General features: G+C 41.1%; 20 protein-coding genes and 1 CRISPR repeat array. Of the genes, 15 read left to right on the forward strand and 5 right to left on the reverse strand.

Annotated features, from left to right (window positions below):
• Positions 1–17 precede the first annotated feature (17 nt).
• The 3 genes from gltB to FN732_RS00945 form a co-directional block, all read right to left on the reverse strand.
• On the reverse strand, positions 18–4,352 hold the full coding sequence (gene gltB, locus FN732_RS00935; RefSeq protein WP_142933676.1) for a glutamate synthase large subunit: 4,335 nt from the start codon (positions 4,350–4,352) through the stop codon (positions 18–20).
• Between the two features lie 40 nt (positions 4,353–4,392).
• Positions 4,393–4,980, reverse strand: a complete 588-nt coding sequence (locus tag FN732_RS00940; RefSeq protein ID WP_142933678.1) for a hypothetical protein — start codon at positions 4,978–4,980, stop codon at positions 4,393–4,395.
• 179 nt (positions 4,981–5,159) lie between these two features.
• A complete protein-coding gene (locus FN732_RS00945) occupies positions 5,160–5,753 on the reverse strand; it encodes a LolA family protein (RefSeq protein WP_142933680.1) in 594 nt (197 codons plus the stop codon).
• A 53-nt stretch (positions 5,754–5,806) separates the two neighbouring features.
• Between FN732_RS00945 and rsmD the strand changes: the two genes are divergently transcribed.
• From rsmD to folK, 5 genes are read left to right on the forward strand one after another with little or no spacing between them, the layout of a single operon-like run.
• Complete coding sequence (rsmD, locus tag FN732_RS00950; RefSeq protein ID WP_142933682.1) at positions 5,807–6,382, forward strand: 16S rRNA (guanine(966)-N(2))-methyltransferase RsmD; 576 nt, start codon at positions 5,807–5,809, stop codon at positions 6,380–6,382.
• On the forward strand, positions 6,382–7,029 hold the full coding sequence (locus FN732_RS00955; protein WP_142933684.1) for a 6-carboxytetrahydropterin synthase: 648 nt from the start codon (positions 6,382–6,384) through the stop codon (positions 7,027–7,029). Before rsmD ends, FN732_RS00955 begins: the two co-directional genes overlap by 1 nt.
• Positions 7,019–8,785 (forward strand): excinuclease ABC subunit UvrC, encoded by a 1,767-nt coding sequence (uvrC, locus tag FN732_RS00960; RefSeq protein WP_142933686.1) that lies wholly within the window; start codon positions 7,019–7,021, stop codon positions 8,783–8,785. The genes FN732_RS00955 and uvrC overlap by 11 nt, the downstream gene beginning before the upstream one ends.
• The gene (locus tag FN732_RS00965; protein ID WP_142933688.1) at positions 8,775–9,272 is read left to right on the forward strand and encodes a CinA family protein; all 498 of its coding nucleotides are present in this window, start codon (positions 8,775–8,777) and stop codon (positions 9,270–9,272) included. The genes uvrC and FN732_RS00965 overlap by 11 nt, the downstream gene beginning before the upstream one ends.
• Positions 9,269–9,691: a 2-amino-4-hydroxy-6-hydroxymethyldihydropteridine diphosphokinase gene (gene folK / locus FN732_RS00970; RefSeq protein WP_142933690.1), complete on the forward strand. Its 423-nt coding sequence runs from the start codon at positions 9,269–9,271 to the stop codon at positions 9,689–9,691. Before FN732_RS00965 ends, folK begins: the two co-directional genes overlap by 4 nt.
• Here the strand turns inward: folK and FN732_RS00975 are convergent.
• Positions 9,656–10,774 carry a KamA family radical SAM protein gene (locus FN732_RS00975; protein WP_142933692.1) on the reverse strand — a complete coding sequence of 373 codons (1,119 nt, stop codon included), beginning with the start codon at positions 10,772–10,774 and terminating at the stop codon, positions 9,656–9,658. The genes folK and FN732_RS00975 overlap by 36 nt on opposite strands.
• A gap of 95 nt (positions 10,775–10,869) precedes the next feature.
• Complete coding sequence (locus FN732_RS00980; RefSeq protein ID WP_142933694.1) at positions 10,870–12,276, reverse strand: SagB/ThcOx family dehydrogenase; 1,407 nt, start codon at positions 12,274–12,276, stop codon at positions 10,870–10,872.
• A 127-nt stretch (positions 12,277–12,403) separates the two neighbouring features.
• Between FN732_RS00980 and FN732_RS00985 the strand changes: the two genes are divergently transcribed.
• From FN732_RS00985 to FN732_RS01025, 10 genes are all read left to right on the forward strand, one after another.
• Positions 12,404–13,096: a TIGR00703 family protein gene (locus tag FN732_RS00985; protein WP_142933696.1), complete on the forward strand. Its 693-nt coding sequence runs from the start codon at positions 12,404–12,406 to the stop codon at positions 13,094–13,096.
• An 11-nt stretch (positions 13,097–13,107) separates the two neighbouring features.
• Positions 13,108–13,824 carry a hypothetical protein gene (locus FN732_RS00990; protein WP_142933698.1) on the forward strand — a complete coding sequence of 239 codons (717 nt, stop codon included), beginning with the start codon at positions 13,108–13,110 and terminating at the stop codon, positions 13,822–13,824.
• Positions 13,825–13,849: 25 nt separating this feature from the next.
• The gene (gene pfdA / locus FN732_RS00995) at positions 13,850–14,314 is read left to right on the forward strand and encodes a prefoldin subunit alpha (protein WP_142933700.1); all 465 of its coding nucleotides are present in this window, start codon (positions 13,850–13,852) and stop codon (positions 14,312–14,314) included.
• Positions 14,289–14,444 carry a prefoldin domain-containing protein gene (locus FN732_RS09530; protein WP_185954193.1) on the forward strand — a complete coding sequence of 52 codons (156 nt, stop codon included), beginning with the start codon at positions 14,289–14,291 and terminating at the stop codon, positions 14,442–14,444. Before pfdA ends, FN732_RS09530 begins: the two co-directional genes overlap by 26 nt.
• Positions 14,445–14,495: 51 nt before the next feature.
• The gene (locus FN732_RS01000; RefSeq protein WP_142933702.1) at positions 14,496–14,990 is read left to right on the forward strand and encodes a hypothetical protein; all 495 of its coding nucleotides are present in this window, start codon (positions 14,496–14,498) and stop codon (positions 14,988–14,990) included.
• Entirely contained in the window at positions 14,990–15,565 is a 576-nt protein-coding gene (locus tag FN732_RS01005) for a hypothetical protein (protein ID WP_142933704.1), read from the forward strand. The genes FN732_RS01000 and FN732_RS01005 overlap by 1 nt, the downstream gene beginning before the upstream one ends.
• Positions 15,566–15,660: 95 nt before the next feature.
• Positions 15,661–16,281 (forward strand): hypothetical protein, encoded by a 621-nt coding sequence (locus FN732_RS01010; RefSeq protein ID WP_142933706.1) that lies wholly within the window; start codon positions 15,661–15,663, stop codon positions 16,279–16,281.
• Entirely contained in the window at positions 16,281–17,720 is a 1,440-nt protein-coding gene (gene der / locus FN732_RS01015; RefSeq protein ID WP_142933708.1) for a ribosome biogenesis GTPase Der, read from the forward strand. Before FN732_RS01010 ends, der begins: the two co-directional genes overlap by 1 nt.
• 9 nt (positions 17,721–17,729) lie before the next feature.
• On the forward strand, positions 17,730–18,308 hold the full coding sequence (locus tag FN732_RS01020) for a flavodoxin family protein (RefSeq protein ID WP_142933710.1): 579 nt from the start codon (positions 17,730–17,732) through the stop codon (positions 18,306–18,308).
• 2 nt (positions 18,309–18,310) lie between these two features.
• A CRISPR array of direct repeats spans positions 18,311–19,004; the repeat unit is 29 nt; unit sequence CTTTATATCCCACTACGTTCAGATAAAAC.
• A 272-nt stretch (positions 19,005–19,276) separates the two neighbouring features.
• Positions 19,277–21,232, forward strand: coding sequence for a transglycosylase domain-containing protein (locus tag FN732_RS01025; protein WP_142933712.1), 1,956 nt, complete (start codon positions 19,277–19,279; stop codon positions 21,230–21,232).

Genomic DNA, 21,232 nt, shown 5'->3' on the forward strand with positions numbered 1-21,232 from the left:
GGGAAGCTTTCCCCCTTTTAATCAGGAAGTCTATCGTAACCTGAGAGTTTATCCTCCAACTCCTTAACTCCAATCGGAACAACTTTTCTAATCCTTTCGAGGAGAGCTCTATCCTCTAAAACCCTTGCGGCCACTTCACTCTTTGTAAACTTGTAGTGCTTTGAAAGCAAGGACTTTAAAACGTCGTAGTCCCTCGGCTCCAACCTCCTTATCTCTACGTAGTCCCTGTTTATCTTCTCCTCAATCTCATCATCGAGTACAAAGGCTGTTCCCCCCGTCATACCTGCACCAAAGTTCTTTCCAACCTTTCCAAGGACAACAATAATTCCCCTAACCATGTACTCACAGGCGTGCTGTCCGGCTCCCTCAACAACGGCAATTGCACCACTGTTCCTTACGGCAAACCTCTCACCAACGACACCGGAGGCAAAGAGAGCTCCCCCCGTCGCTCCGTAGAGTATCGTGTTTCCGGCTATAACATTTTCGTTTGATTTCCCTCTAAACTCTTCAGGAAATCTCAGGACAATAGTTCCTCCCCCAAGACCCTTACCAACATAGTCGTTTGCCTCTCCAACGACCTCTAAGAGAACTCCGTAGGGTGCAAATGCTCCAAAACTCTGTCCGGCAACTCCATAAAATCTCAAATGGACAAGATTTTCAGGAAGCCCTTCCTTTCCAAAGAGTTCAACTATGTGATAGGAAAGCGATACTCCGATGCTCCTATCGATATTCCTTATTTTGTACTCCTTAAATACCCTTTCCCCCTTTTTTAAGTAGGGTAAAATATCCTTGACTATTCTATCGTTAAGGTTTGACTCAACAGGAGTGTAAGGAAGGTCTCTTCTATTAAGCTTATAAACGGGAACATCCAAGATGTTTTTCAAATTAAGGTTCTTGGCTAAAGGATACCTTTTCTTCAACTCTTCATTTTCCTCAAGGAGGTCGTACCTTCCAACAATCTCATCCAAACTCCTGTATCCCATTTCGGCTAATATTCTTCTAACATCCTCCGCCACGAGTCTAAAGTAGTTGATAACAGTTTCAACAGCTCCCCTAAACCTCTTTATTCTGTTTTCATCCTGGGTGGCTATTCCAACGGGACACCTGTTCGTATGGCAGTCCCTATCCATTACGCAGCCTTCAGCAATCATTGCGGCAGTTCCAAAACCAAACTCCTCTGCTCCCATGAGGGCAGCAACAACAACGTCTCTTCCTACCTTGAATCCGCCGTCAACCCTAAGGGCAACGTTTTCTCTAAGTCCATTGTTAATCAAATCCCTCTGAGTTTCAGATAGACCAATCTCCCAAGGAAGACCTGCTCCCTTTATTGAGGAAAGAGGTGATGCTCCCGTTCCCCCGGAAGCTCCACTTATCTGGACTATATCTGCCTTTGCCTTTGCAACCCCACTTGCCACCGTTCCAACACCTACCTCAGAGACCAACTTTACAGCAATTCTTGCCTTCGGATTTGCAAGTTTTAGGTCGTAAATGAGCTGTGCCAGGTCTTCAATGGAGTAAATATCGTGGTGGGGAGGGGGTGATATTAGAGCCACACCGGGAACAGAAAACCTTAGTGAGGCAATGTAAGGTGTAACTTTGTGTCCAGGAAGGTGTCCTCCCTCTCCGGGCTTTGCTCCCTGGGCAATCTTTATTTCAATCTCCTCGGCAGAGGCAAGGTAGGCTGGTGTTACTCCAAACCTTCCCGAGGCAACCTGTTTAATTTTGCTGTTCTTTATCGTTCCGTACCTTTCAGGGTCTTCTCCTCCCTCTCCCGAACAGCTCTTACTGCCTAAAATGTTCATCGCCTCAGCAATTACTTCATGGGCAACTTTGGAGAGAGCTCCCAATGACATTCCCGGAACCATAAGTCTCTTCACTATCGACTCAACAGGCTCCACTTCCTCAATAGGTATAGGCTTCCTATCGGACTTGATTTTAAGTAAGTCCCTTATATAGACAGGCCTTTCCTCAACTGCCTTTACAACTTCCTTAAAGTCCTCGTAACTACCACTCTTTGCTGCTTTAAAGATTCCCCTTACAACCTTTGGGCTCCACGAGTGGTAAATTCCATTTGGACGGGAACGGAGCTCCCCCAAAGGTTCTGGTTCTCCCTTCTCCTCCGCCAACTTGACCCTTTCCTTAACAACTCTCTCTATGTCCTCAAGCGTTATACCACCTATAGGGGACGATGTATGTGGAAAGTACTCTTTGACAACTTCTTCTGAAATTCCAACAATATCAAAGAGGTGTGAACGGTGGTATGAGGAGATAACGGAAATTCCCATTTTTGACATTATCTTCAAAAGCCCTGCATTAACGGCTTTTTTGTAGTTCTCCTCGAGCTCCCTGTAGGGTTTGTTTAAATCAAGCTCTTTTGACTTTAAGTAATCAAAGACCAAGTATGGATATACTCCTGAAGCTCCAAATGCAATTAGCGATGCTACCTGATGAGTATCCCTGACCTCTCCCGTTTCAACAATGATTGATACTCTGTAGAGGAGCTTTTCCCTCTCCAAGTAGGCACAGAGACCAGAAACTGCCAAGAGGGAAGGTATTGGGAACTCTACCTCTCTATCTGAGAGAACTACAATCTCGGTGTTTTCGTTCAATATTGATTCCTTTACAGAGGAGAAAAGTTTATCCAAACCCCTTTTTAGTGACGTCTCAAATTCCATTTTAAAGGTCTTTACGTTAACAAAATAGGTATTCTTAATCTCGTTAAACTCGGTAGGGGTTAAAAGAGGGGAGTCTATCTCTATTCTCCTCCTTAACTTTCCCGAGAGCTCCAAAAAGTTCACCTTCGACCCCAACCTTAACTTTAAGCTCATTACAGCCTTTTCCCTTATCGGGTCAATGGGTGGATTGGTTACCTGGGCAAACCTCTGCTTAAAGTGGCGAAACAGGAGGTAAGGCCTATCTAATAGATTTGGAATAGGAGTATCATCCCCCATGGAAAAGACCGGCTCCTTTCCCATTTCAGCCATGTACTCAACTACTTCCTCTAAATCCTCTTTGGAGTAGCAAAACTTAACCAACTCCCTGTTGAGATTTTCGGAAGGTTGTGGTTCTAAATGATTCTCCCTCTTTAGTTTGTAGAGCTTTCTCCTTACCTCTTTTTCAACTAAAAATTCCTCAGACATTTCACTCAGAATTTCCTTGTTTTCTTTTATCTCTCCCGTTTCCGTATCAACTAAAAAGACCTCTCCCGGCATCAATCTTCCAAACTTTTTGACCTCTCCATCAGGTACATCTATCATTCCAACTTCTGAACCAAAGACAACAAGACCGTTCTCTGTGACAATGTACCTTGCAGGCCTTAGTCCGTTCCTGTCTAACTTTCCTCCAACCACCCTTCCATCGGTAAAGGCAACTGCTGCAGGACCATCCCAGGGCTTCATTAGAAGGGATACGTACTCAAAGAATGCCTTCTCCTCCTCTGATAAGTCATCTAAGAGCTCATAGGCAGGGGGAATTAAAACCGTTATTGCAACCTCAGGCTTGATTCCAGAAATAACCATGAGTTCAAAAACTCTGTCCAAGGAGGCCGAGTCACTCTCGTCAAATTCCACAAGGGGAAGGACTTGAGAAATTCTCTCTCCTAACACTTTTGAACTTAGAATCGGCTCAATAGACCTAACAAAGTTTCTGTTAGAAGTTATTGTGTTTATCTCACCGTTGTGAGCTATCAACCTTAGAGGTTGGGCAAGCCTCCATTCAGGATTTGTATTTGTTGAGTACCTCTGGTGAAAAATGGCTATTGATGAGGAAAGTTCCTCATTCTGAAGGTCTAAAAAGAATCTCTTTAAATCGGGAGCAAGGAGCATTCCCTTGTAGACAACTAAATCCCCCGAAAGAGAAACAACGTAATTCTCCAGATTTAATTTCTGGAGCTCCCTTTCGAGTTTCCTCCTTAAAATGTAGGTTTCAACTCTATTTCCCTTTGGAGCTATTACCTGATAAATGGCAGGAAGACTTTTCCTCGCAATTTCCCCACACTGACTAACGTCTACAGGAACCTCCCTTAAAACAGCATCTCCTAACGTTTTCTTAACCTCCTCCTCTATCAGGGAGAGAGCTCCCTCTACATGGCCTTTCAGGAAGAATGTTCCTACAGTTACCTCTTTAAAATTGAAGTCTCCTCTGATTTTTTTGGCTTCCTTTACGAAAAATTCATGAGGGATTTGGAAAAGAATTCCTGAACCGTCTCCAGTTCTTCCGTCAGAGAGAGCAGCTCCTCTATGGGTTAAATTGGATACAGCCTTTAGTCCCTTATCAATTATTTCATAGCTTTTTTCACCGCTGATGGATGCAATAAATCCAACTCCACAGGAATCCTTAACACTTAAAGCCATTGTTACTCCTCTTATAGGTGGATTTTAATGAGAATTAATTTTAACAAAACCTTAGAATATATTTACCTAAGGGAGATTCTATCGGTTCAAGGCCTACAAATGTAGAGTTTCCAACTCTTTCCTTTTTGTAAACGTTTGAGGGGTAAAATACGTATTCGGGTTTCGTTATTTCAAGTATCTCCTTAAATACAGGTTTATCTGGAGCGTCAGAAACAACTAAAAAGTTCAACCTCTTTTCACCGCTCTTTAAAAAAAGAGCTATCAGGTTTTCAACGTCCTCTTTAAAAATGGAGTTTATTTTGCTTCTTCCTATTTTTCCCTTTATTCTTATCCACTCAGAACGGGTAAACTTTGCAGTTGAAGGGTTGTAAACTCCACTTACTCCAGAAAATACAACTCCTTCCTTTGTCTTGAAAATTCGGGACATGAAGTCAATGCCAGAGCTCCTTGATAAAACCTCAATTCTATCCCCTTTCCCTCGGGAATAGAACCACCTCTGAGGAATTTTTACAAGCTGCTCAAATCCGTGGGTTCCTAACGAAACCACCACATCCGGATTAGAAACCTCAATTAACCCTAAGAACCTTTCTAAATTTCCCCTAACCGGTCCCAACAGGAGTACTTCCATCTTACCTTCAAGCTCGCGTTTTTTAAAAATTATAGCTTAATAATTAAGAATTTCTCCTTGACGCCTTAACCTTTTGTTTCATATATTTATGAACAACATAAAGTTATTATATTTAGATGAATCGATTCAAAGATAGCTTTTTTCTATAGCTTCCCCTTCCAATTCCCATGGTACCCTCCTTAAGGCTGGCTCTGAGCCGGCCTTTCACACTCCTCCAACTTAAAGAGGGAATTTCTCAGCGGAACGTTCCTCTCAAACTCCTTAATTAGGTAAGTTTGCTCTGTTCCATCGTACTGAATTGCAACAACTTCCTTGAGTCTATCTCTTTCAAAGAGAAATCTAATTTCCTTAAAGTAGGAATTTTTACTCTTCGGTTTTAAAATGAAAATTTCATCAGAGTTTAACTTTCTGTGAATAATGTTGTATTCCTCCTTTAAGAGTTCTGGAGCTTCTACCAATTCCAGAATGGGAAACAGGGATAGATTTTCCTTCACACTTGAAATCTGACACGTTCCATCATCAAGAACTGTTTCCATTAAACGGCCGTTTGAGACAACAAGGGATTTGCTTCCCCACGTGTACTTCCAGAGAAACTTTAAAGGTCTTTCGTAGAAAATCTCTCCTTTGTACATGGTAACTTCATCACCGGCAACGGGGAGCTCCATCCTCTGAGAGAAAACAATATGAAGTGTATTTATTCCCTTAAAGTAATCTGTAAGTGTTCCTGCAAGGGAGGTTTGAAAGAGAAGAAGCACAAAAAGGAGAACCTTCACAATTTCCTCCTTCTATTTAAATTAAGTACTAACGCTAATTTATTGGAGTCAGAATGAAAGTTGTAGGTGGAAAATATAGAGGAAGGCCAATCAAATCGATGCCAAAAAGGGAGGATACAAAGCTTTTAAGGCCAACAACGGAAAGGGTAAAGGAGTCGGTCTTTTCCATTTTGAATAACTACCTTGAAGGAACAAAGTTTTTAGACCTCTTTGCAGGAACGGGCTCTATAGGAATTGAAGCCCTCAGCAGGGGAGCAGAAAAGGTTGTTTTTGTGGAGAGCGATAGAAGGTTCTGTAATCTTATAAAGGAAAACCTTAAAAAGCTTGGTATTCCAAGGGAAAAGTACGAAGTAATCTGCGATGACTATACAAGAGCCCTTAAAAAACTCTCAAAGAGAGGAGAGGTTTTTGACTTTATCTATGCGGACCCACCCTACGAAAGAGGTTACTACACAAGAGTTGTCAACATGGTTAAAAACTTAGGTTTACTCGATAGGGACGGTCTCTTAATTCTCGAGGAGCCGAAGAAGAATCCATTCATTCCTGAAGACGAGGAGTGGTTGGTTGAAAAGAGGAGCTACGGAACCACAACCGTCAGTTTCTTAAACTTTAACCCGGAGGACGAGTAATGTTTGAAATATCAAAGACATTTGAATTTTCGTCTGCCCACTCGGTTCACTCTCAAAGGCTTAATCCAGAATGGGCTGGTAACAGTTATCCAAAGTGTAGAAGACTTCCCGGACACGGTCACAACTACAGGCTCAAGGTTTTTCTATCCTCTGACAAATTGGATGAAAGTCAGATGGTTACCGATTTTGGTCATTTGAAGTGGTTGAAGGAGTTTATAGACGACTGTTTTGACCATAAACTAATATTAGGAATGGATGACCCGGCCTTTCATTTCCTCCTTGAAAGGTTAGGTTTAACGAATGGAAACAGTTTTATTATTCCACACGGAAAAGCCAAATCTACCATAGTTGATGAACACTTTAGAATTGAGACGAAAGAAATCTCTGAAATTTCATTAAAGGATTTAAATAGATTCAATTTCATTACTTTCAATAGCTACTCACCGAACGAGATATCTCCGATTACAGATTTTTACCAGAGGCTAATTGATGGAATAGCCTTTTTCAAGGGTTCACCAACCTCTGAGAACTTGGCAAGGTTTTTCTTTAAGTTTGTCTCTGAAAATGTAAAACCATTAGGAGTAAAGTGCAGTAGGGTGAAAATTTATGAAACTCCAACGTCCTGTGCATCGTACTTTGAAGAGTAAGGTTGAGTCCGTTCCAGAGCTTCCAGGTGTTTACCTGTTTAAGGATAGGGACGGAAATGTAATCTACGTTGGAAAGGCAAAATCCTTAAAGAGGAGACTTCTAAATCACCTATCGGCCACGAATCCAAGCGATAAGAGTTACAAAATCGTCAGCTCATCCTGTGACTTTGACTACATTGTGGTAAAGAGTGAAAGGGAGGCCTTAAAACTTGAGGCTGAGCTGATAAAAACGTACCTTCCAAGATTCAACGTTCTTTTAAAGGACGATAAGAGCTATCCTTTTCTCGTTATAACGGATGAGGAGTTTCCAACTGTAAAGATTGTAAGGAAAAAGGACGATGTTTCCGGAGAGAAGTTCGGTCCGTTCATTCCACCCAAAATTGCACGGCAGTTAAAGGAGCTCCTCCATAAAACCTTTAAACTGAGAAAGTGCAAGGAATTAAAGAAGAGGAATAAACCCTGCCTCCAGTACTACATAGAAAGGTGCACAGCCCCCTGCTGTGGCTACGTTGGAAAGAAGGAGTACAGAAACCAAGTTAAGGGAGCTCTATCCTTCCTAAAGGGAAACGTTAAGGAGCTCATAAAGGAACTCCACTCAAAAATCGAGGAGGCAGCCGAGAAGTTGGAGTTTGAAAGGGCTGCCTCACTGAGGGACCAGCTTCTTGCAATTAAGGAGGTCTATCAGAGGAGCTCTTACCTCTTTGATGAATTTCCCAACTGTGACATATTCTACTTGGAAGAGAAAAAGGGTCTCTTTAACGGAGTTAAGTTAACAGTTAGGAATGGAATCATCTACGGAAAGGAGAGCTTTACGTTTGACCCTGTTGACCCCTGGGATGAGGAATTACTTGAGGAGCTCTTTAACTACGGAGAGGAAAAAATTTCGAGTGAAGTTGTTGGAACGATATGGTTGAAGAACAACTACTCTTGCTTTGAACTTCCAGATAGGATTTTTACAAACTTTAAATCCCTTGATTCCCGTTATAAAACGGAGGATATACCAGAGAGCATTTTGACCCTTGTTAAAAAGAACAGAAAATTCGAAAGGGCAAGGTTAAATCTTGAAAAGCTGAGAGAGGAGTATGAATCTGTCTTTTACGATTTCTTTCCCAATAGGGTGGAGGTCTTTGACATCTCGACACTTCAGGGAGAGGCAACTGTAGGTTCTTGCGTTGTTTGGGAAAATGGAGAGTTTGTTAAAAGTGATTACAGAAGGTACAGAGTGAGAAGTGTAGATGGCGTCAACGATTATGCATCAATGGAGGAGGTTTTGAACAGGAGGTTTAAGAGGATAAAGTCGGGAGAGGTCAGAGCTCCAGACCTCGTTTTAGTCGATGGGGGAGTAGGACAGCTCAACGTGGCCGTAAGGGTCAGGGATTCCTTAAATCTGGATTTCAGGGTGTTCTCAATAGCAAAGAAGGAGGAGTTGGTTTTCACGGACGACGGAGAAATCATTGAAACTAAGAAGTATCCATTACTTTTCAGGTTCTTCACGTCCCTTCGGGATGAGGCCCACAGATTTGCAATAAGCTACAATAGAAAAGTTAGGGAAAGAGAGATGTTGAGGAGTTCCTTTGATGGAATAAAGGGGCTTGGGGTTAAGAGGAAAACACTGATAGAGAGGTTTTATCCGGATTTAAGGGAGCTCTCAATGGCAACAATTGAGGAGCTCCGAAGGATTGGCATTCCGAAGAACGTAGCAGAGGAAGTTATAAAACGGGCAAGGGAAGTTTTTGGAGGGAGAGATGAGAGTTGAGTTTCAACTGAAGGAGATTTTAACAAGGAAGGGGCTAACAGTATCGACTGCTGAAAGCTGTACAGGAGGTTTGGTTGCTGCACGTATTGTTAATGTTCCGGGGAGCTCTGAGTACTTTATGGGAGGAGTTGTTGCCTACGATAACAGTGTAAAGATGAAGGTTTTGAATGTAAAGGCAGAGACCCTATTAAAGTACGGAGCAGTGAGTGAAGAAACGGCAAGGGAGATGGCATTGGGTGTTAAGGAGCTAATAGGAACAGACTGTTCAATATCAACAACGGGAATAGCAGGTCCTACCGGAGGAACCCCAGAAAAGCCGGAAGGATTAACCTACATAGGCGTTTCCTTTAGAGATAGAGTCGAAGTTTTTAAGTTCATCTTTGAGGACAATGACCCCGACCCTGTAAAGAGGAGAAATAACAGGAGGAGAAAGGCCGCTAAAAAGGCCATCCAGCTTCTAGTAAAGCTGTTAGAGGGAAAGATTTGAGAGCTCTCCTGATTTTAGGAACAAACTTGGGAAATAGGAAGGAAAATCTTGAGAGAGCAGAAACTTTAATTGAGAAATTTGTAGGTAGGGTTTTGAAGAGGAGTTCTATAATTGAAACAGAGCCTTTTGGAGTTCCAAATCAACCACACTTTTTAAACTACGGCCTCTTGGTTGAAACCTTCCATCCTCCCTTTGAACTTTTAAAACTCTTAAAGTGGATAGAGAAGAGGGTCGGGAGGTACAGGACCTACAGATGGGGACCAAGAGTTATAGACATTGACATAGTTAGACTTGAGGGACTGAAAATCTCAACACCTGAACTTAAAGTTCCTCATCCAGGACTAAGGGACAGGGAATTTTTTAGGAAAATAGGGAAAGAGGTTCTAAACGAAAACCTCTTCCCTGTTAACGGGCTTTAAGTCATCGAGCCAACCGGCGTTTGGAGTGAGGATTCTCTTAAAGAGCTTACCGACTTTTTTGGGATTTTTACACTGGTGGTACTTTAGATAGATTTCATTTCCAATTATTCCGACAATCTCTATCTTTCCGGTTTTGTGGGACATTATGTACTTAAACCTCTTAGCATGACCATCTAACATCTGCTTTGCCTTCTCAACTATTTCGTAACCTTTTTTCAGAGGAACTTGAAAGTGGCTCTTTACCCTTTTTACAGGCCTACACTGAAAGACGTAGTAGGGAATAACACCGGCTGATGTTAGTTCCTTCATCAATCCTGCAAGGGTCTCTGGCGAGTCATTAACATTCTTCAGCAAAACAGTTTGGTTACTTACAGGAACACCGCTTCTTATCAAGGAATCAACGGCCTTTCTGGCTTCTCTTGTAACTTCTCTTGGGTGGTTAAAGTGTGTAACTAAGTAAACTCTCCTCTCGGGCTTTGAATACTTTGAAAAGACATCCAACAACTTTTCATCCTCGTAAATCCTCATAGGATAGAAAACTGGAACCCTACTTCCAAATCTGATGAATTTTAAATGTGGAACTTTTGACAGTTCTCCTAAGAAGTACTCTATTACGTCCGTTGGTAGAACTAAAGGGTCTCCTCCGGATATGAGAACGTTTGTAATTTCTGGATGGCCTTTAATGTACTCAAGTGCTGCATCAAAAAGCTTTAAAGTTTCATCGGTTGGGATTCCAACAAGCCTCTTTCTAAAACAGTGTCTACAGTAACCTGCACACCTGTTTGTGACGAGTAAAAGAGCAGTTTCTCTGTACTTGTGCTGGAGACCTGTCAAAACGGTGTTTTCCTTCTCTCCGCTTGTGTCGTAGGAGCCTGAAACGTTAAGCTCATCTAAACTCGGAAAAATTATGTTTTTAATTGGGTCTTTAGGGTCCTCCCAGTTTATCAAATTGGCATAGTAGTCAGGAATGAACATTGGGTGTTTTTCTACAACCCTTTTAAGCTTTTTCTTCTCCTCCTTTGGAATGGAAATGTTAAACTTTGACTCTATCTCCTCAATTCTTGAAAAACCGGGAATCTTCATAGAAAAACTCCTAATAGGATTTTAATCAGCCTTTAAAGTGGAGGATTTGTGACAAATTGGAAATATAATATAAAGTCTCCCAAGTATTCCGTCAATTAAAGAGAACCTACAGAGACAACGTAAACGGGCAATTCATTACTTTCTAAATTTAAAAACCTCTGAAGTTCAAAATCGTAAAAAGCTCCAATTCCACAAGCTCCAAGGTTTAATGATTCTGAGGAAAGATAAAGGTTCTCGCCAAGAGCTCCGGCCTCAATTAGAGCTCCCCTGTAATCCCTGCAGTTTCCATCTGAAAATCGGTAGGTAAAAACAACATTCATATTTGCCCTACTTACAAAGGACTGTCCCAAACAGAGGTATGCCATTTCCCTTCCGAAGTTTCCCCTTTCAACTAACGTCAAACTTCCATCTACAACCGTATATACGCCGTCCGGAACGCCGTTTACATTTCTAACCTGAATGAAAAAGTTGCACTTAGGAAAGCCCCAATCGGAGGGGAAACAGAGAAGTGATGACTCAACAATGAACCTAAACTCATCAAAGGAGATAAACTTTCCTGTAAATCCCCTTCTTGAACGCCTCTTTTTTATAACTTTGGAAATGGGAAGTGAACTAACTTCTGGAAAGGGACCTTCAGATTCAGGAATATCTCTAAAAAATTCACAATTATCCATCTTTGAAAGTTTGTAAACCTTTTCAATTAACTCACTCCTTACGGGCTTTCTCAGAACTGGTAGGGTTTCCGGAAATTTTTCAGGAGGGTAGGACTCTTCTCCCCAAAAGAGGGCAGGTTTTTCAGGAATTAAGGCACATAGAGAAAATTCCCTCTCTCCATCTACTCCTAAAAGTTCATTTACCGAATCATCGTTAAACAACGATAGAGCAGTTGTTTCAAGTCCTACGCTCTTTAAATAGACAACACCGTTTGAAACCATATGGCCTATATCAAGGAGGCAGTAGCGGAATGCCCTATCTCTGTACTTCCATGCACTTCTTTCGTAAATGGCAGTTATTACAGCAACGCAGTTTGTCTCTACAGTGGTACAGAGAGCCGTTTGTAGACTTTCAAAGTAGTTTCCTTCTGAAAGGAGCTCCAATGTGTGGTCGTACGGTTGATAGTGGTAAATTCCATCAGGAATTTCGGTTAAATCCCTAATAAAGAGGTAAAGTTCAAAGGGATAGAGAGCTCCAGCCGACGGAGTTGTCCTGAATCCAAAAGTTTCTCCGTGGAAGTTCTCAACCTTTGTAATTCCGTTCATTGAGAAGGCAAGGTTTGAAATTTCCTGAAGAGAGAGACTTTCAACAGCCCCTTGGAGGCAAATCCTATAGAGGGTATCAATAGTTTCCTGAGTAACAGCAATAAAGGGAAGGAGTCTAAACCTCCTTACTCCTTCGTAGAACTTGAAGGGGGAAGGGTAGTTAGACCAGTCGAGAAAGTGTGGCCTTCTTACACTCTCGTACGTATGGGACGTTTTTATGTGGTATTCGTAGCAGTCTTTCATTGATTTACCTCCTTTAGTGAAATTATAGTGGTCAATATTTACAATGTTACTTTAGATAACTTGACATAATTATTTAGATAACCTAAATTAAATATTAGAATCAATAAATCAAAAAGGAGATTTAAAGATGGATTTGAGAGAACTTAGAGAGATTCAGGCCTTAAATACCTTAGTTTTTGAAACGTTAGGACAACCTGAGAAGGAGAGGGAGTTTAAGTTCAAATCTCTAAAAAGATGGGGATTAGACCTTATCTTGGGCAAAAAAGAGGGAAAGGAGAGCTACTTCGTTTCTGAATACGGAAAGAGACAGAAGGGGGATATCTACGAGGAGAACGGAATAAAGTACGAAGTTAGCGAAGTTTTAGAGGAACTCCCCAAAAATAAGAAACTCTTTGCCCACATTGAAATGGAATCAGGAAGGGCATACTTAGTTGGGGAGCTCCGAGAGGGAGAGAACAACATAGAAATACTAAGACTTCCAGCTGCATCATTGCTGCTAGCCTACTTTAAAAAACACAAGCTTCACCACCTAATAGAAGCCCTCAGAAATGTAGGAACTGCAACAGAACTTGTAAAACAGAGGGGACAGGAAGGGAAACCGTACCCCTTTGAAAGGTTACCAAACATTGCAAGACGTTTTCTAAGAGAAGCCAAAAAAGTTGAAAAGGAGGCAGGATTCGGAAGGGTCGCCCTCGCTTACTTCGGGGAGAACAAGGATGGAGATCCAAGGTTTAGAGTTTCCTGGCTGCTACCAACCATAGCTCTATTCGAAATAGACATAGCAGAAAAGGCCGACAAAATACTGGCAGCCTTTAAATAGGAGGGAGAGTTATGGAGCTCTTAACCTGGACTCCGATACTTTTCTCAAAGAAAGGTTTTCCCCGGGATGAGGAGGGAAGGCCCTTCCTTCCTGGTAACATCTTAAGAGAAGCAGTAAATAGTGCAGTTATCTACTACTACATAAAAAAGGACAAGGAGATTGAAAACAGGGTAAAGAGATACCTTCTCAGGGAGAAGTTACAGATTGATACAGTAATTGACAGGATAAAGCAGATAATTTTCGACAAGTATCCTCTTCTTAGAGAAATTCAGTTTCCTGAAAGATTAGAACTCAAAGGAGAGGTTTTTGAAACAAAAGTAGAGATTTTTGACCTTAAGAACTGGCATGAGGTAGAGGAATTTAAAGCGGAAGTTTTCAAAGGTATAGTGGAAGTTCCTATTCCCTCTCCCTATCTGGAAAAGTTAAGGGCAGCAGGGCACTCTTTTTGTGAAGCCCTTGCAAGGATGGAAATGTCGATGCTTGGAGAACATCCCCTTACTGAGAGATTCTATAAGCCCCTTTTGAACGACATGAAAAGATGGGAAATTCCGTTAAGAGTGGGAATGTGGACAGAAGTGCGATTTAGAGGAAAACTTCTCTTCTTTTGGAGAGTGAAGGAAGTAAGGGAAAGGCTTATGAAAGAATTAAAGATGGATATAAGACCAAAAAGGGTTATCTACCTTCCAAGGGAAAAGTGTACTGCCGGTTGGTGTGAACTGAAAATTTAAATGAAAACTTTAAAGGAGGTGTGCCATGGCGATTAAAAAGGATGAAAAGAAGATGACAAGCCTTACAAGACAGTTGAGAAGTCTAATCGGGCAGATTGAGGCACTAAGGGTGGAGATTTCCCAGTTAGATGCCCTCATTTCCGAGTACAGACAGACAATTACAACCTTAAAAAATCTTAAGGAGCTTGGAGCTGGTAAAGAAGTACTCCTTCCTGTTGGGAGAATCGCTCAAGTTGGGGCAAAACTCGAAAATGTTGAAAAAGTTGTGATTAATATTGGAAGTGGAATAAGTGTAGAACTTCCGTTTGATGAGGCAGTAGAACAGATAGAGAAGGAAATTGTATCGGGAGTTGCACTAAGAGAAGCTCTTGAAAGGGCAATTGTAGAGCTCTACGGAAGAGTAGAAGAACTTTCCCAAAAAATAAGAGAACACGGTCATGCTGAAGCAGGGGAGGAGAGAAAAAATGGAGAAGAAGAAAGAAAAGAGTAAAGAAGAAATTATTGAGTTTCTAAAGAGCCTCCCTGATGGACGGAAAATATTTTATCAAATTGGTTCTATCATGGTGGAAGTAACAAGAGATGAAGCAGTAAAACTTCTTGGAGAAGAAAAGGAGGATTAATAAAAATGGGGAGGAGGGGGGAATTAAGAAAACTTACTAAGGAGGTTAGAAATGAGAAAACCTGCAGGAATCTTAATTTTAATTTCGTTAGTTGCACTATTTTTAGGATGGGGAATAGGAGAATTCTTTGGAACTCGCTCTGTTGAAAAAATTGTAACATCAATTCCTGCTTCTCCTATTGTTGTTGATGCTAAGTATAACAAGGAAAATCACTCAATAGTTTACTCAATGCTGAACCCTGGCGGATTGCCAATTACAATAGTTAATGAATCTTTTGTCTTTACTCCGGGAAAGGAGAGCTCCGAAAAGGGATACGTCATCTCACACATTCCCGTCCACATTGTTCTTCCTCCGGGAGTTATAACGAGAGTTGAAATGAAGCTAAAGTCGGGAACTGAAAAGTTAAAAGTTGGAGATGCCGTTTTAGCAACCTTTAGCTACGTTCATCCACTCTCTCCTGACGTTTATACAGTTGCCCATCCCTTTACAATGGGAGTAAAGACAGCTGCTAAAAACAGCAAAAAGACAAAAGAGGGAGGTAAGTAATGGGAGTTCAAAGAATTCTGTGGTGGATTTCTCTCATTCTATTTGTGGGATTAGTAGTAGTTGGAACTTTCTTTTTAACTGCCACAATAGCATCCTATCCTGAAGCTGCTGCCTTTGTTGTAGGATTTTTAGGATTCTGGCTCTTTGCAAACCGACTTATCTTTAACTACGGAGAGATAGCAAACAGCGCAAAGTCGCTAATAGAAGGTGAGAAACTTGACAAGGAGAACCTTTTAAACCGCGTTGCCAAGAACAGTAATGCCGCCAAGCTTCAAAAATTAGAAGAGCTAAGTACAGCCGCTCTTCTTTCCATGTGGTACAGTGCTCTTGAACCATTTAAATATGCCTACTATTTGGGATACTTTTTGGTGCTCCTAATAGCAATTCTTTTCGATTTAAACATAATATCTTCCTTAGTTTTTGCTCCAATTTCTGAAGCTTTAGCCTTAGGGGCTTCAATTCCTACCCTAATCGTTTGGGGATTACAGCTCCTTTCGGGATACTACCTGTCTGAAGCAATCGTAAAAGCTGTTAAAGAAGAAACAGAAGAAAAGACTTCCTCAAAAGAAGCATAATAAAACTAACCAGTTTTGCCATATAGGAAGGGGATAATCCTTTCCCCTTCTTTATTTTTTTATTAAATTCCTTCTAAAAGAAAAAGGAGGAGAAGATGGAGGATTTTATAAGCAGGAATTACAAGTATGACTTTTCTATGTGTAACGAACCAATAGAACTTGTCGCTGACGACTACGACCTATCTGAGTTCTTTGAAAGACTCGTAGGAATTTTGGAACCGGTATCTAATGAAGGAGAGAGGATAGAGTGCCCATACTGTGGAGCTCCACTTATGGTAGTTTATCCAGACAGGGTGGAGGAAACGGAACAGGAGGTCTACTTAGGGGAGGATGACGAACCATTCGTTGACCTTATAGAGATGGTTGAAGAGCTTGTAAAGGAAAAGAAGTTCAGGACCGTCATAGATGATACTCAAATGTACGGTGAGTGTAGAAAGTGTGGAAATACCTATGCCGCTCTAAAATTTGCCGTACCTACAACTACAAATTTTGAAAGTGTTGAGGAGCTCCGCTCATTTCTAAACAGTGCAAAGAGTGAAGGAGATAGGGAGTACTACTTCAGAGAGTTCTCTGACGTCGCTTTTATAGGAACTCGATACATTTATAACGAAGAGGAAATCTGGGAAATCGAAACTGTTCCATTTGCGTACGATGAAGCTATTGAATTCACGTGCGTATTTAAGAAACTCTACGATATCGTCATGGCGGAGGAGTAATGAAGAGACTCCCCGTTGTTGCAATAGTCGGAAGGCCAAACGTTGGAAAGTCCTCTCTCTTCAATAGACTTTTAGGAAAAAAAGTCGCAATAATTGATGATACTGCAGGAGTTACAAGGGATAGAGTTGTCCAAGAAGCTGATATTGATGGTTATAGAGTACTCTTGGTTGATACGGGTGGAGTAGATACTACAGGTAAGAGTCATGAGTTTGCAAAGGAGACGACGGAACAGGCCAAGAGGGCCATGGAGGAAGCTGACGTTATTGTGTTTGTGGTTGACGGAAAAGAGGGAGTAACTCCTTTGGACGAGGAAGTTGCAAGAATTCTTAGGAAATGGGAAAAACCTGTAATTGTTGCAGTTAATAAAGTTGATGAGCCTTACATGGAAGATGTTATCTACGAGTTTTACAAGTTGGGATTTGATGAACTTATCCCTGTGTCTGCAATTCATAAGATAGGAATTCCTACTCTTAAAGAGAAAATTGTTGAAAAGCTTCCTGAAGAACTGAAGGAGAAGGCGAGGGAGGAATTTCTAAAGGCAGAAAGGAGAGAAAAGGCAGAAAAGCTAATCTCTGGAGAAGCCACCGAAGAACTGAGGGAGCTCTCAGAGTCACTCGAAAGGGGAGAGGAGTACACTTTAGAGGAGGAGGAAAAAGAACCCATCAAGGTGGCCATAGTCGGAAGGCCAAACATGGGAAAGTCGACCCTTTTAAACGCTCTTGTGGGAGAGGAGAGAGCCATAGTTAGTGATATTCCCGGAACTACGAGGGATGCAATAGATACCTACGTAAAAATCGGAGATGACGAATTTGTATTTATAGATACGGCCGGTATTAGAAGAAGAGGAAAGATAAGAGATATTGAATACTACTCTTATTTGAGAGCTTTAGATGCAATTGATAGGGCCGATGTAGTTGTCCTTCTAATAGATGCAGAGGAGGGGCCAACAGAGAGGGATGCAAAGATAGCAGGAATAGCACTTGAAAAGTACAAACCTATAGTAATTGCTGTTAACAAAATTGACAAGCTTAAAACCCAATCTGATTGGGAGAGAATTCACAGGGAATTGGACCTAACCTTTGACTTTATTCCCTACGCACCAAGAGTTTTCATTTCTGCAAAGGAGAAGAAGGGATTAGAGGAGCTAATAAAGCAGATTAAAGATGTTTATTCTCAGTATACGAAGAAGGTAAGAACGGGAGAGTTCAACAGAGCTCTCCAAAAACTCATGGAGATTCACCAGCCTCCCGTTTACAAAAATAAAATTGTTAAAATTTACTACGGAACGCAGGTTAAAACGAAACCTCCAACATTTTTACTCTTCTCAAACTACCCCGAAGGAATTCCAAAGTCATTCAGGAGATTTTTAGAAAACAGGCTTAGGGATATCTTTGGTTTCAACAAAATACCCATAAGAATCGTTTTCAAAAAGAGATAGGGAGGAGAGATGAAAGTATTAGGAATTAACGGTTCTCACAGAAAGGGCTCTACGCTCCTTTTAATAGAGGAGGCTTTTAAAGAACTTGAAGGATTTGAAACAGAAATAATTTCTCTATCCGATTACGTTCTTGAATACTGCAAAATTTGTAATGCCTGTAAAAGAAACGGAGGAATTTGTATAGTTAAGGACGGTTACGAGGAAATAGCTCAAAAGATGAAGGAAGCGGACGCAATAATTGTTGGCTCTCCTGTTTACTTTGGCTCCGTAACTGGAATGCTCAAAACCCTCTTTGACCGCTCAAGAACTTTGAGGGTAAACTGGGATTTAAAGGACAAAGTTTGTGGAGCAATTGCAGTAGGAGCAACAAAACACGGTGGACAGGAGCATACACTTCAGGTAATTCTCTCATGGGCCTTAATTCATGGAATGATTGTTGTCTCAGACTCCGACCCTACATCACACTTTGGGTGTGCAGCAGTAGCAAAGCAGGTTGATGATGAGTTTGAGATTGATGAATGGGGCTTAAAAACAGCAAGGAGTTTGGGAAAGAGAATAAGGGAGGTTTTAGAATTAATGAAGAAATAATCTTTTCCATCCCACTACGTTCAGATAAAACAAACGCCAAGCCACGAGGCACAGCAACGCCCGCCGAGGCTTTATATCCCACTACGTTCAGATAAAACTGTCTAATTTGTAATGCAGTTGAACCTGTCGTTTTAGAAACTACTTTATATCCCACTACGTTCAGATAAAACCGTGAAAACCAGCTATAAAAGCCCCAACAACAAGCACTTTATATCCCACTACGTTCAGATAAAACCTTAGAAAGAGCAATTAGATACGGAACTTTATGGGCTTTATATCCCACTACGTTCAGATAAAACTTATCACTTATTGACACAATAGAGCTACCGGAGGCTACTTTATATCCCACTACGTTCAGATAAAACTAGTTAAAGAACTCTTCTATTTCCTCCTGTTTTGCATTCTTTATATCCCACTACGTTCAGATAAAACGAAAAAAGCTTCCGGTTTATGAAAGAAAAACAAAAACCTTTATATCCCACTACGTTCAGATAAAACAACAGATGGGCGGCCACTTTCGGAGCTCATTTAACGCTTTATATCCCACTACGTTCAGATAAAACTTGAATGAGTTGACTCAAAAAGCTTTGAATGCTTGTCTTTATATCCCACTACGTTCAGATAAAACTTTAGAACGTGCCTTGCCTTAGTGAAGGTCTCCTCTGAGCTTTATATCCCACTACGTTCAGATAAAACCTCGAAATCCATATTCTCTGAAGTCAAAGATTTGTAATTACTTTGTTAATTATACCATGTTCTGAAGAAGTACCTTTTTGCAGCAAATCGGTAGTTACAATTTTCACTTTCACGGAAAATTTAGTTCAATCAATTGTTTCTCAAGGTCTTTGTGTTATTTAATTGAAAATTCGATTCGCTGCAAATTTAAAGTTCTGCTAAGTGAAGAGAAAACTTCAAATTCTATAAATATGCAATAAATTTTCCCTTGTAAATTTCCAATGGAGGCATGAATGCTACGTTTGTTTCTTTTAACACTTGTTGCCGTAATTACACTCTTTCAACCTTCACTCGCTTCAAAATCCTACGAAATGAAACTCATGCCCCCTTTTGCTTCAGAAGTTTACGGAAACAATGGAAAAATTATTGGCTTTTACTATCAAAAACACTTTAGGCTGTACACCCCCTACGACAAAGTTCCCTTAAACCTGGTATATGCCGTAGTTACCGCTGAGGATGATAGATTCTTCAGCCACAAGGGTATAGACCCAATAGGGATTTTAAGGGCTGCAATCACAGACGTTAGTAGAGGAAAGGTTGTTCAGGGAGGAAGTACAATAACTCAACAACTTGCAAAGATGATTTTTCTCTCTCCACAGAGGACAATAGAGAGGAAGTTGAAGGAGATTGAGCTTGCAAGGAAGTTGGAAAAAAAACTAACGAAGGAAGAAATTTTAGAGCTCTACCTCAACTACGTTTACCTTTCAAACGGAGCCTACGGAGTTAGGGCAGCTGCCTGGGTTTTATTTGGAGAGGACCTCTATCAACTTACAACTGCCCAGTGTGCTCTCCTTGCTGGAATAATAAGAGGACCAGAGTACTACAATCCCTTTAAACATCCTGAGAGAGCTCTAAAAAGGAGAAACTTTATACTGAAGAAAATGTTAGAGAAAAACTACATAACAAAGGATGAGTACGAGAAAGCCATTAAGGAACCTTTAACTCCTCTCAAATCCCCAAATCTTCCAAGAACTGCCGGCTACGATTTGGACTTTGTTAAGTACGAGATTCTTAAAAAGGGAATTCTTACAAAGAGGGAGCTCTACACGGGTGGTTACAAAATATTTACATCTTTAGACCCAGAAATTGAAAACTACGCTCAGGAAATTTTGAAAAACTACAGGGACTTCTATGCGAATAAACACAAGGTTGATGACCTTCAGTGTGCAGGGTTTGCCGTTGACAGGGACGGAAGAGTTATCTTTATCGTCGGTGGAAGTAATTACTCAGAAACAAAGTTAAACAGAGCTTTCCAAGTCCAAAGGCCTATCGGTTCCACTGCAAAACCCTTTACATATCTGACAGCATTTCAAAATGGCTGGTCTCCACTGGACTTTATCTCTAACCAGCCTATAGAGAAACCTACAGACAAGTTTGACCCAAAGACGGGAGAGAGAGTCTGGTGGAGGCCTCAGAACTACGAAGGAACATTTTCCCCTTTTATGACCCTCAGAGAGGCACTAATGAACTCCGTTAATGTTGCAACACTCCATCTGGCAATGGAGTTTCCTCAAAAGGTGAGGAAAAACTTAATCAAGTTTGAATTGATAGATAAAAACTCTCCCTTTAACCTTTCATACGTTTTAGGAAGCTTCCCATCGAACTTATACAGGGTTGTAAGGGCTTTTTCAGGACTACAGAACGATGGAATATTAAAGGAACCTTACGTTGTTGAAAAGGTTGAAAACAAATTTGGAAGAGTGGTTTATCGGGGATTTCCAAAGCTAAAGAGGGCTTCAGATACCGCTTCAGTAGTAATTCTAAGGTCGATTTTAGAGGATGTAGTAAAGAGGGGAACGGCTAAAACAATATCCTACCTAACAAAGGATTTTGACGTTGCCGGAAAGACCGGGACTACAAACGACTTTAAAGATGCTTACTTTACAGGTTTTACCACATCGTTCGTAATGAGCATTTGGTTTGGAAGGGACAGCTACCAAACAATGTGGAGAGGAGCAGCAGGTGGAGTTGTTTCAGCTCCTCCATGGGGTAAAATAGCCGAGAAAATTTGTGAAAAGTACGGATGCGGTAGGTTTGAACCTCCTTACGAGGAGATAGTTAAAAACTATCCTCCACCCTCCCACTTCCCTGAGAAAGAGATGGAGGAAATTTACTACGACAACTTAATTAACCAGTTAGAAGAGGAGGAGTTAGTTGGAGAGGATAATAGCAGTTCCGATAGAAGATGA

The organism is Balnearium lithotrophicum, from assembly GCF_900182585.1.
Taxonomy (GTDB): Bacteria; Aquificota; Aquificia; order Desulfurobacteriales; family Desulfurobacteriaceae; genus Balnearium; species Balnearium lithotrophicum.

Coding starts and splice junctions, on each gene's coding strand:
- gltB (WP_142933676.1), bottom strand. CDS start 4,352: ATGGCTTTAAGTGTTAAGGATTCCTGTGGAGTTGGATTTATTGCATCC.
- FN732_RS00940 (WP_142933678.1), bottom strand. CDS start 4,980: ATGGAAGTACTCCTGTTGGGACCGGTTAGGGGAAATTTAGAAAGGTTC.
- rsmD (WP_142933682.1), top strand. CDS start 5,807: ATGAAAGTTGTAGGTGGAAAATATAGAGGAAGGCCAATCAAATCGATG.
- FN732_RS00955 (WP_142933684.1), top strand. CDS start 6,382: ATGTTTGAAATATCAAAGACATTTGAATTTTCGTCTGCCCACTCGGTT.
- FN732_RS00965 (WP_142933688.1), top strand. CDS start 8,775: ATGAGAGTTGAGTTTCAACTGAAGGAGATTTTAACAAGGAAGGGGCTA.
- FN732_RS00975 (WP_142933692.1), bottom strand. CDS start 10,774: ATGAAGATTCCCGGTTTTTCAAGAATTGAGGAGATAGAGTCAAAGTTT.
- FN732_RS00980 (WP_142933694.1), bottom strand. CDS start 12,276: ATGAAAGACTGCTACGAATACCACATAAAAACGTCCCATACGTACGAG.
- FN732_RS00985 (WP_142933696.1), top strand. CDS start 12,404: ATGGATTTGAGAGAACTTAGAGAGATTCAGGCCTTAAATACCTTAGTT.
- FN732_RS00990 (WP_142933698.1), top strand. CDS start 13,108: ATGGAGCTCTTAACCTGGACTCCGATACTTTTCTCAAAGAAAGGTTTT.
- pfdA (WP_142933700.1), top strand. CDS start 13,850: ATGGCGATTAAAAAGGATGAAAAGAAGATGACAAGCCTTACAAGACAG.
- FN732_RS09530 (WP_185954193.1), top strand. CDS start 14,289: ATGGAGAAGAAGAAAGAAAAGAGTAAAGAAGAAATTATTGAGTTTCTA.
- FN732_RS01000 (WP_142933702.1), top strand. CDS start 14,496: ATGAGAAAACCTGCAGGAATCTTAATTTTAATTTCGTTAGTTGCACTA.
- FN732_RS01005 (WP_142933704.1), top strand. CDS start 14,990: ATGGGAGTTCAAAGAATTCTGTGGTGGATTTCTCTCATTCTATTTGTG.
- FN732_RS01010 (WP_142933706.1), top strand. CDS start 15,661: ATGGAGGATTTTATAAGCAGGAATTACAAGTATGACTTTTCTATGTGT.
- der (WP_142933708.1), top strand. CDS start 16,281: ATGAAGAGACTCCCCGTTGTTGCAATAGTCGGAAGGCCAAACGTTGGA.
- FN732_RS01020 (WP_142933710.1), top strand. CDS start 17,730: ATGAAAGTATTAGGAATTAACGGTTCTCACAGAAAGGGCTCTACGCTC.
- FN732_RS01025 (WP_142933712.1), top strand. CDS start 19,277: ATGCTACGTTTGTTTCTTTTAACACTTGTTGCCGTAATTACACTCTTT.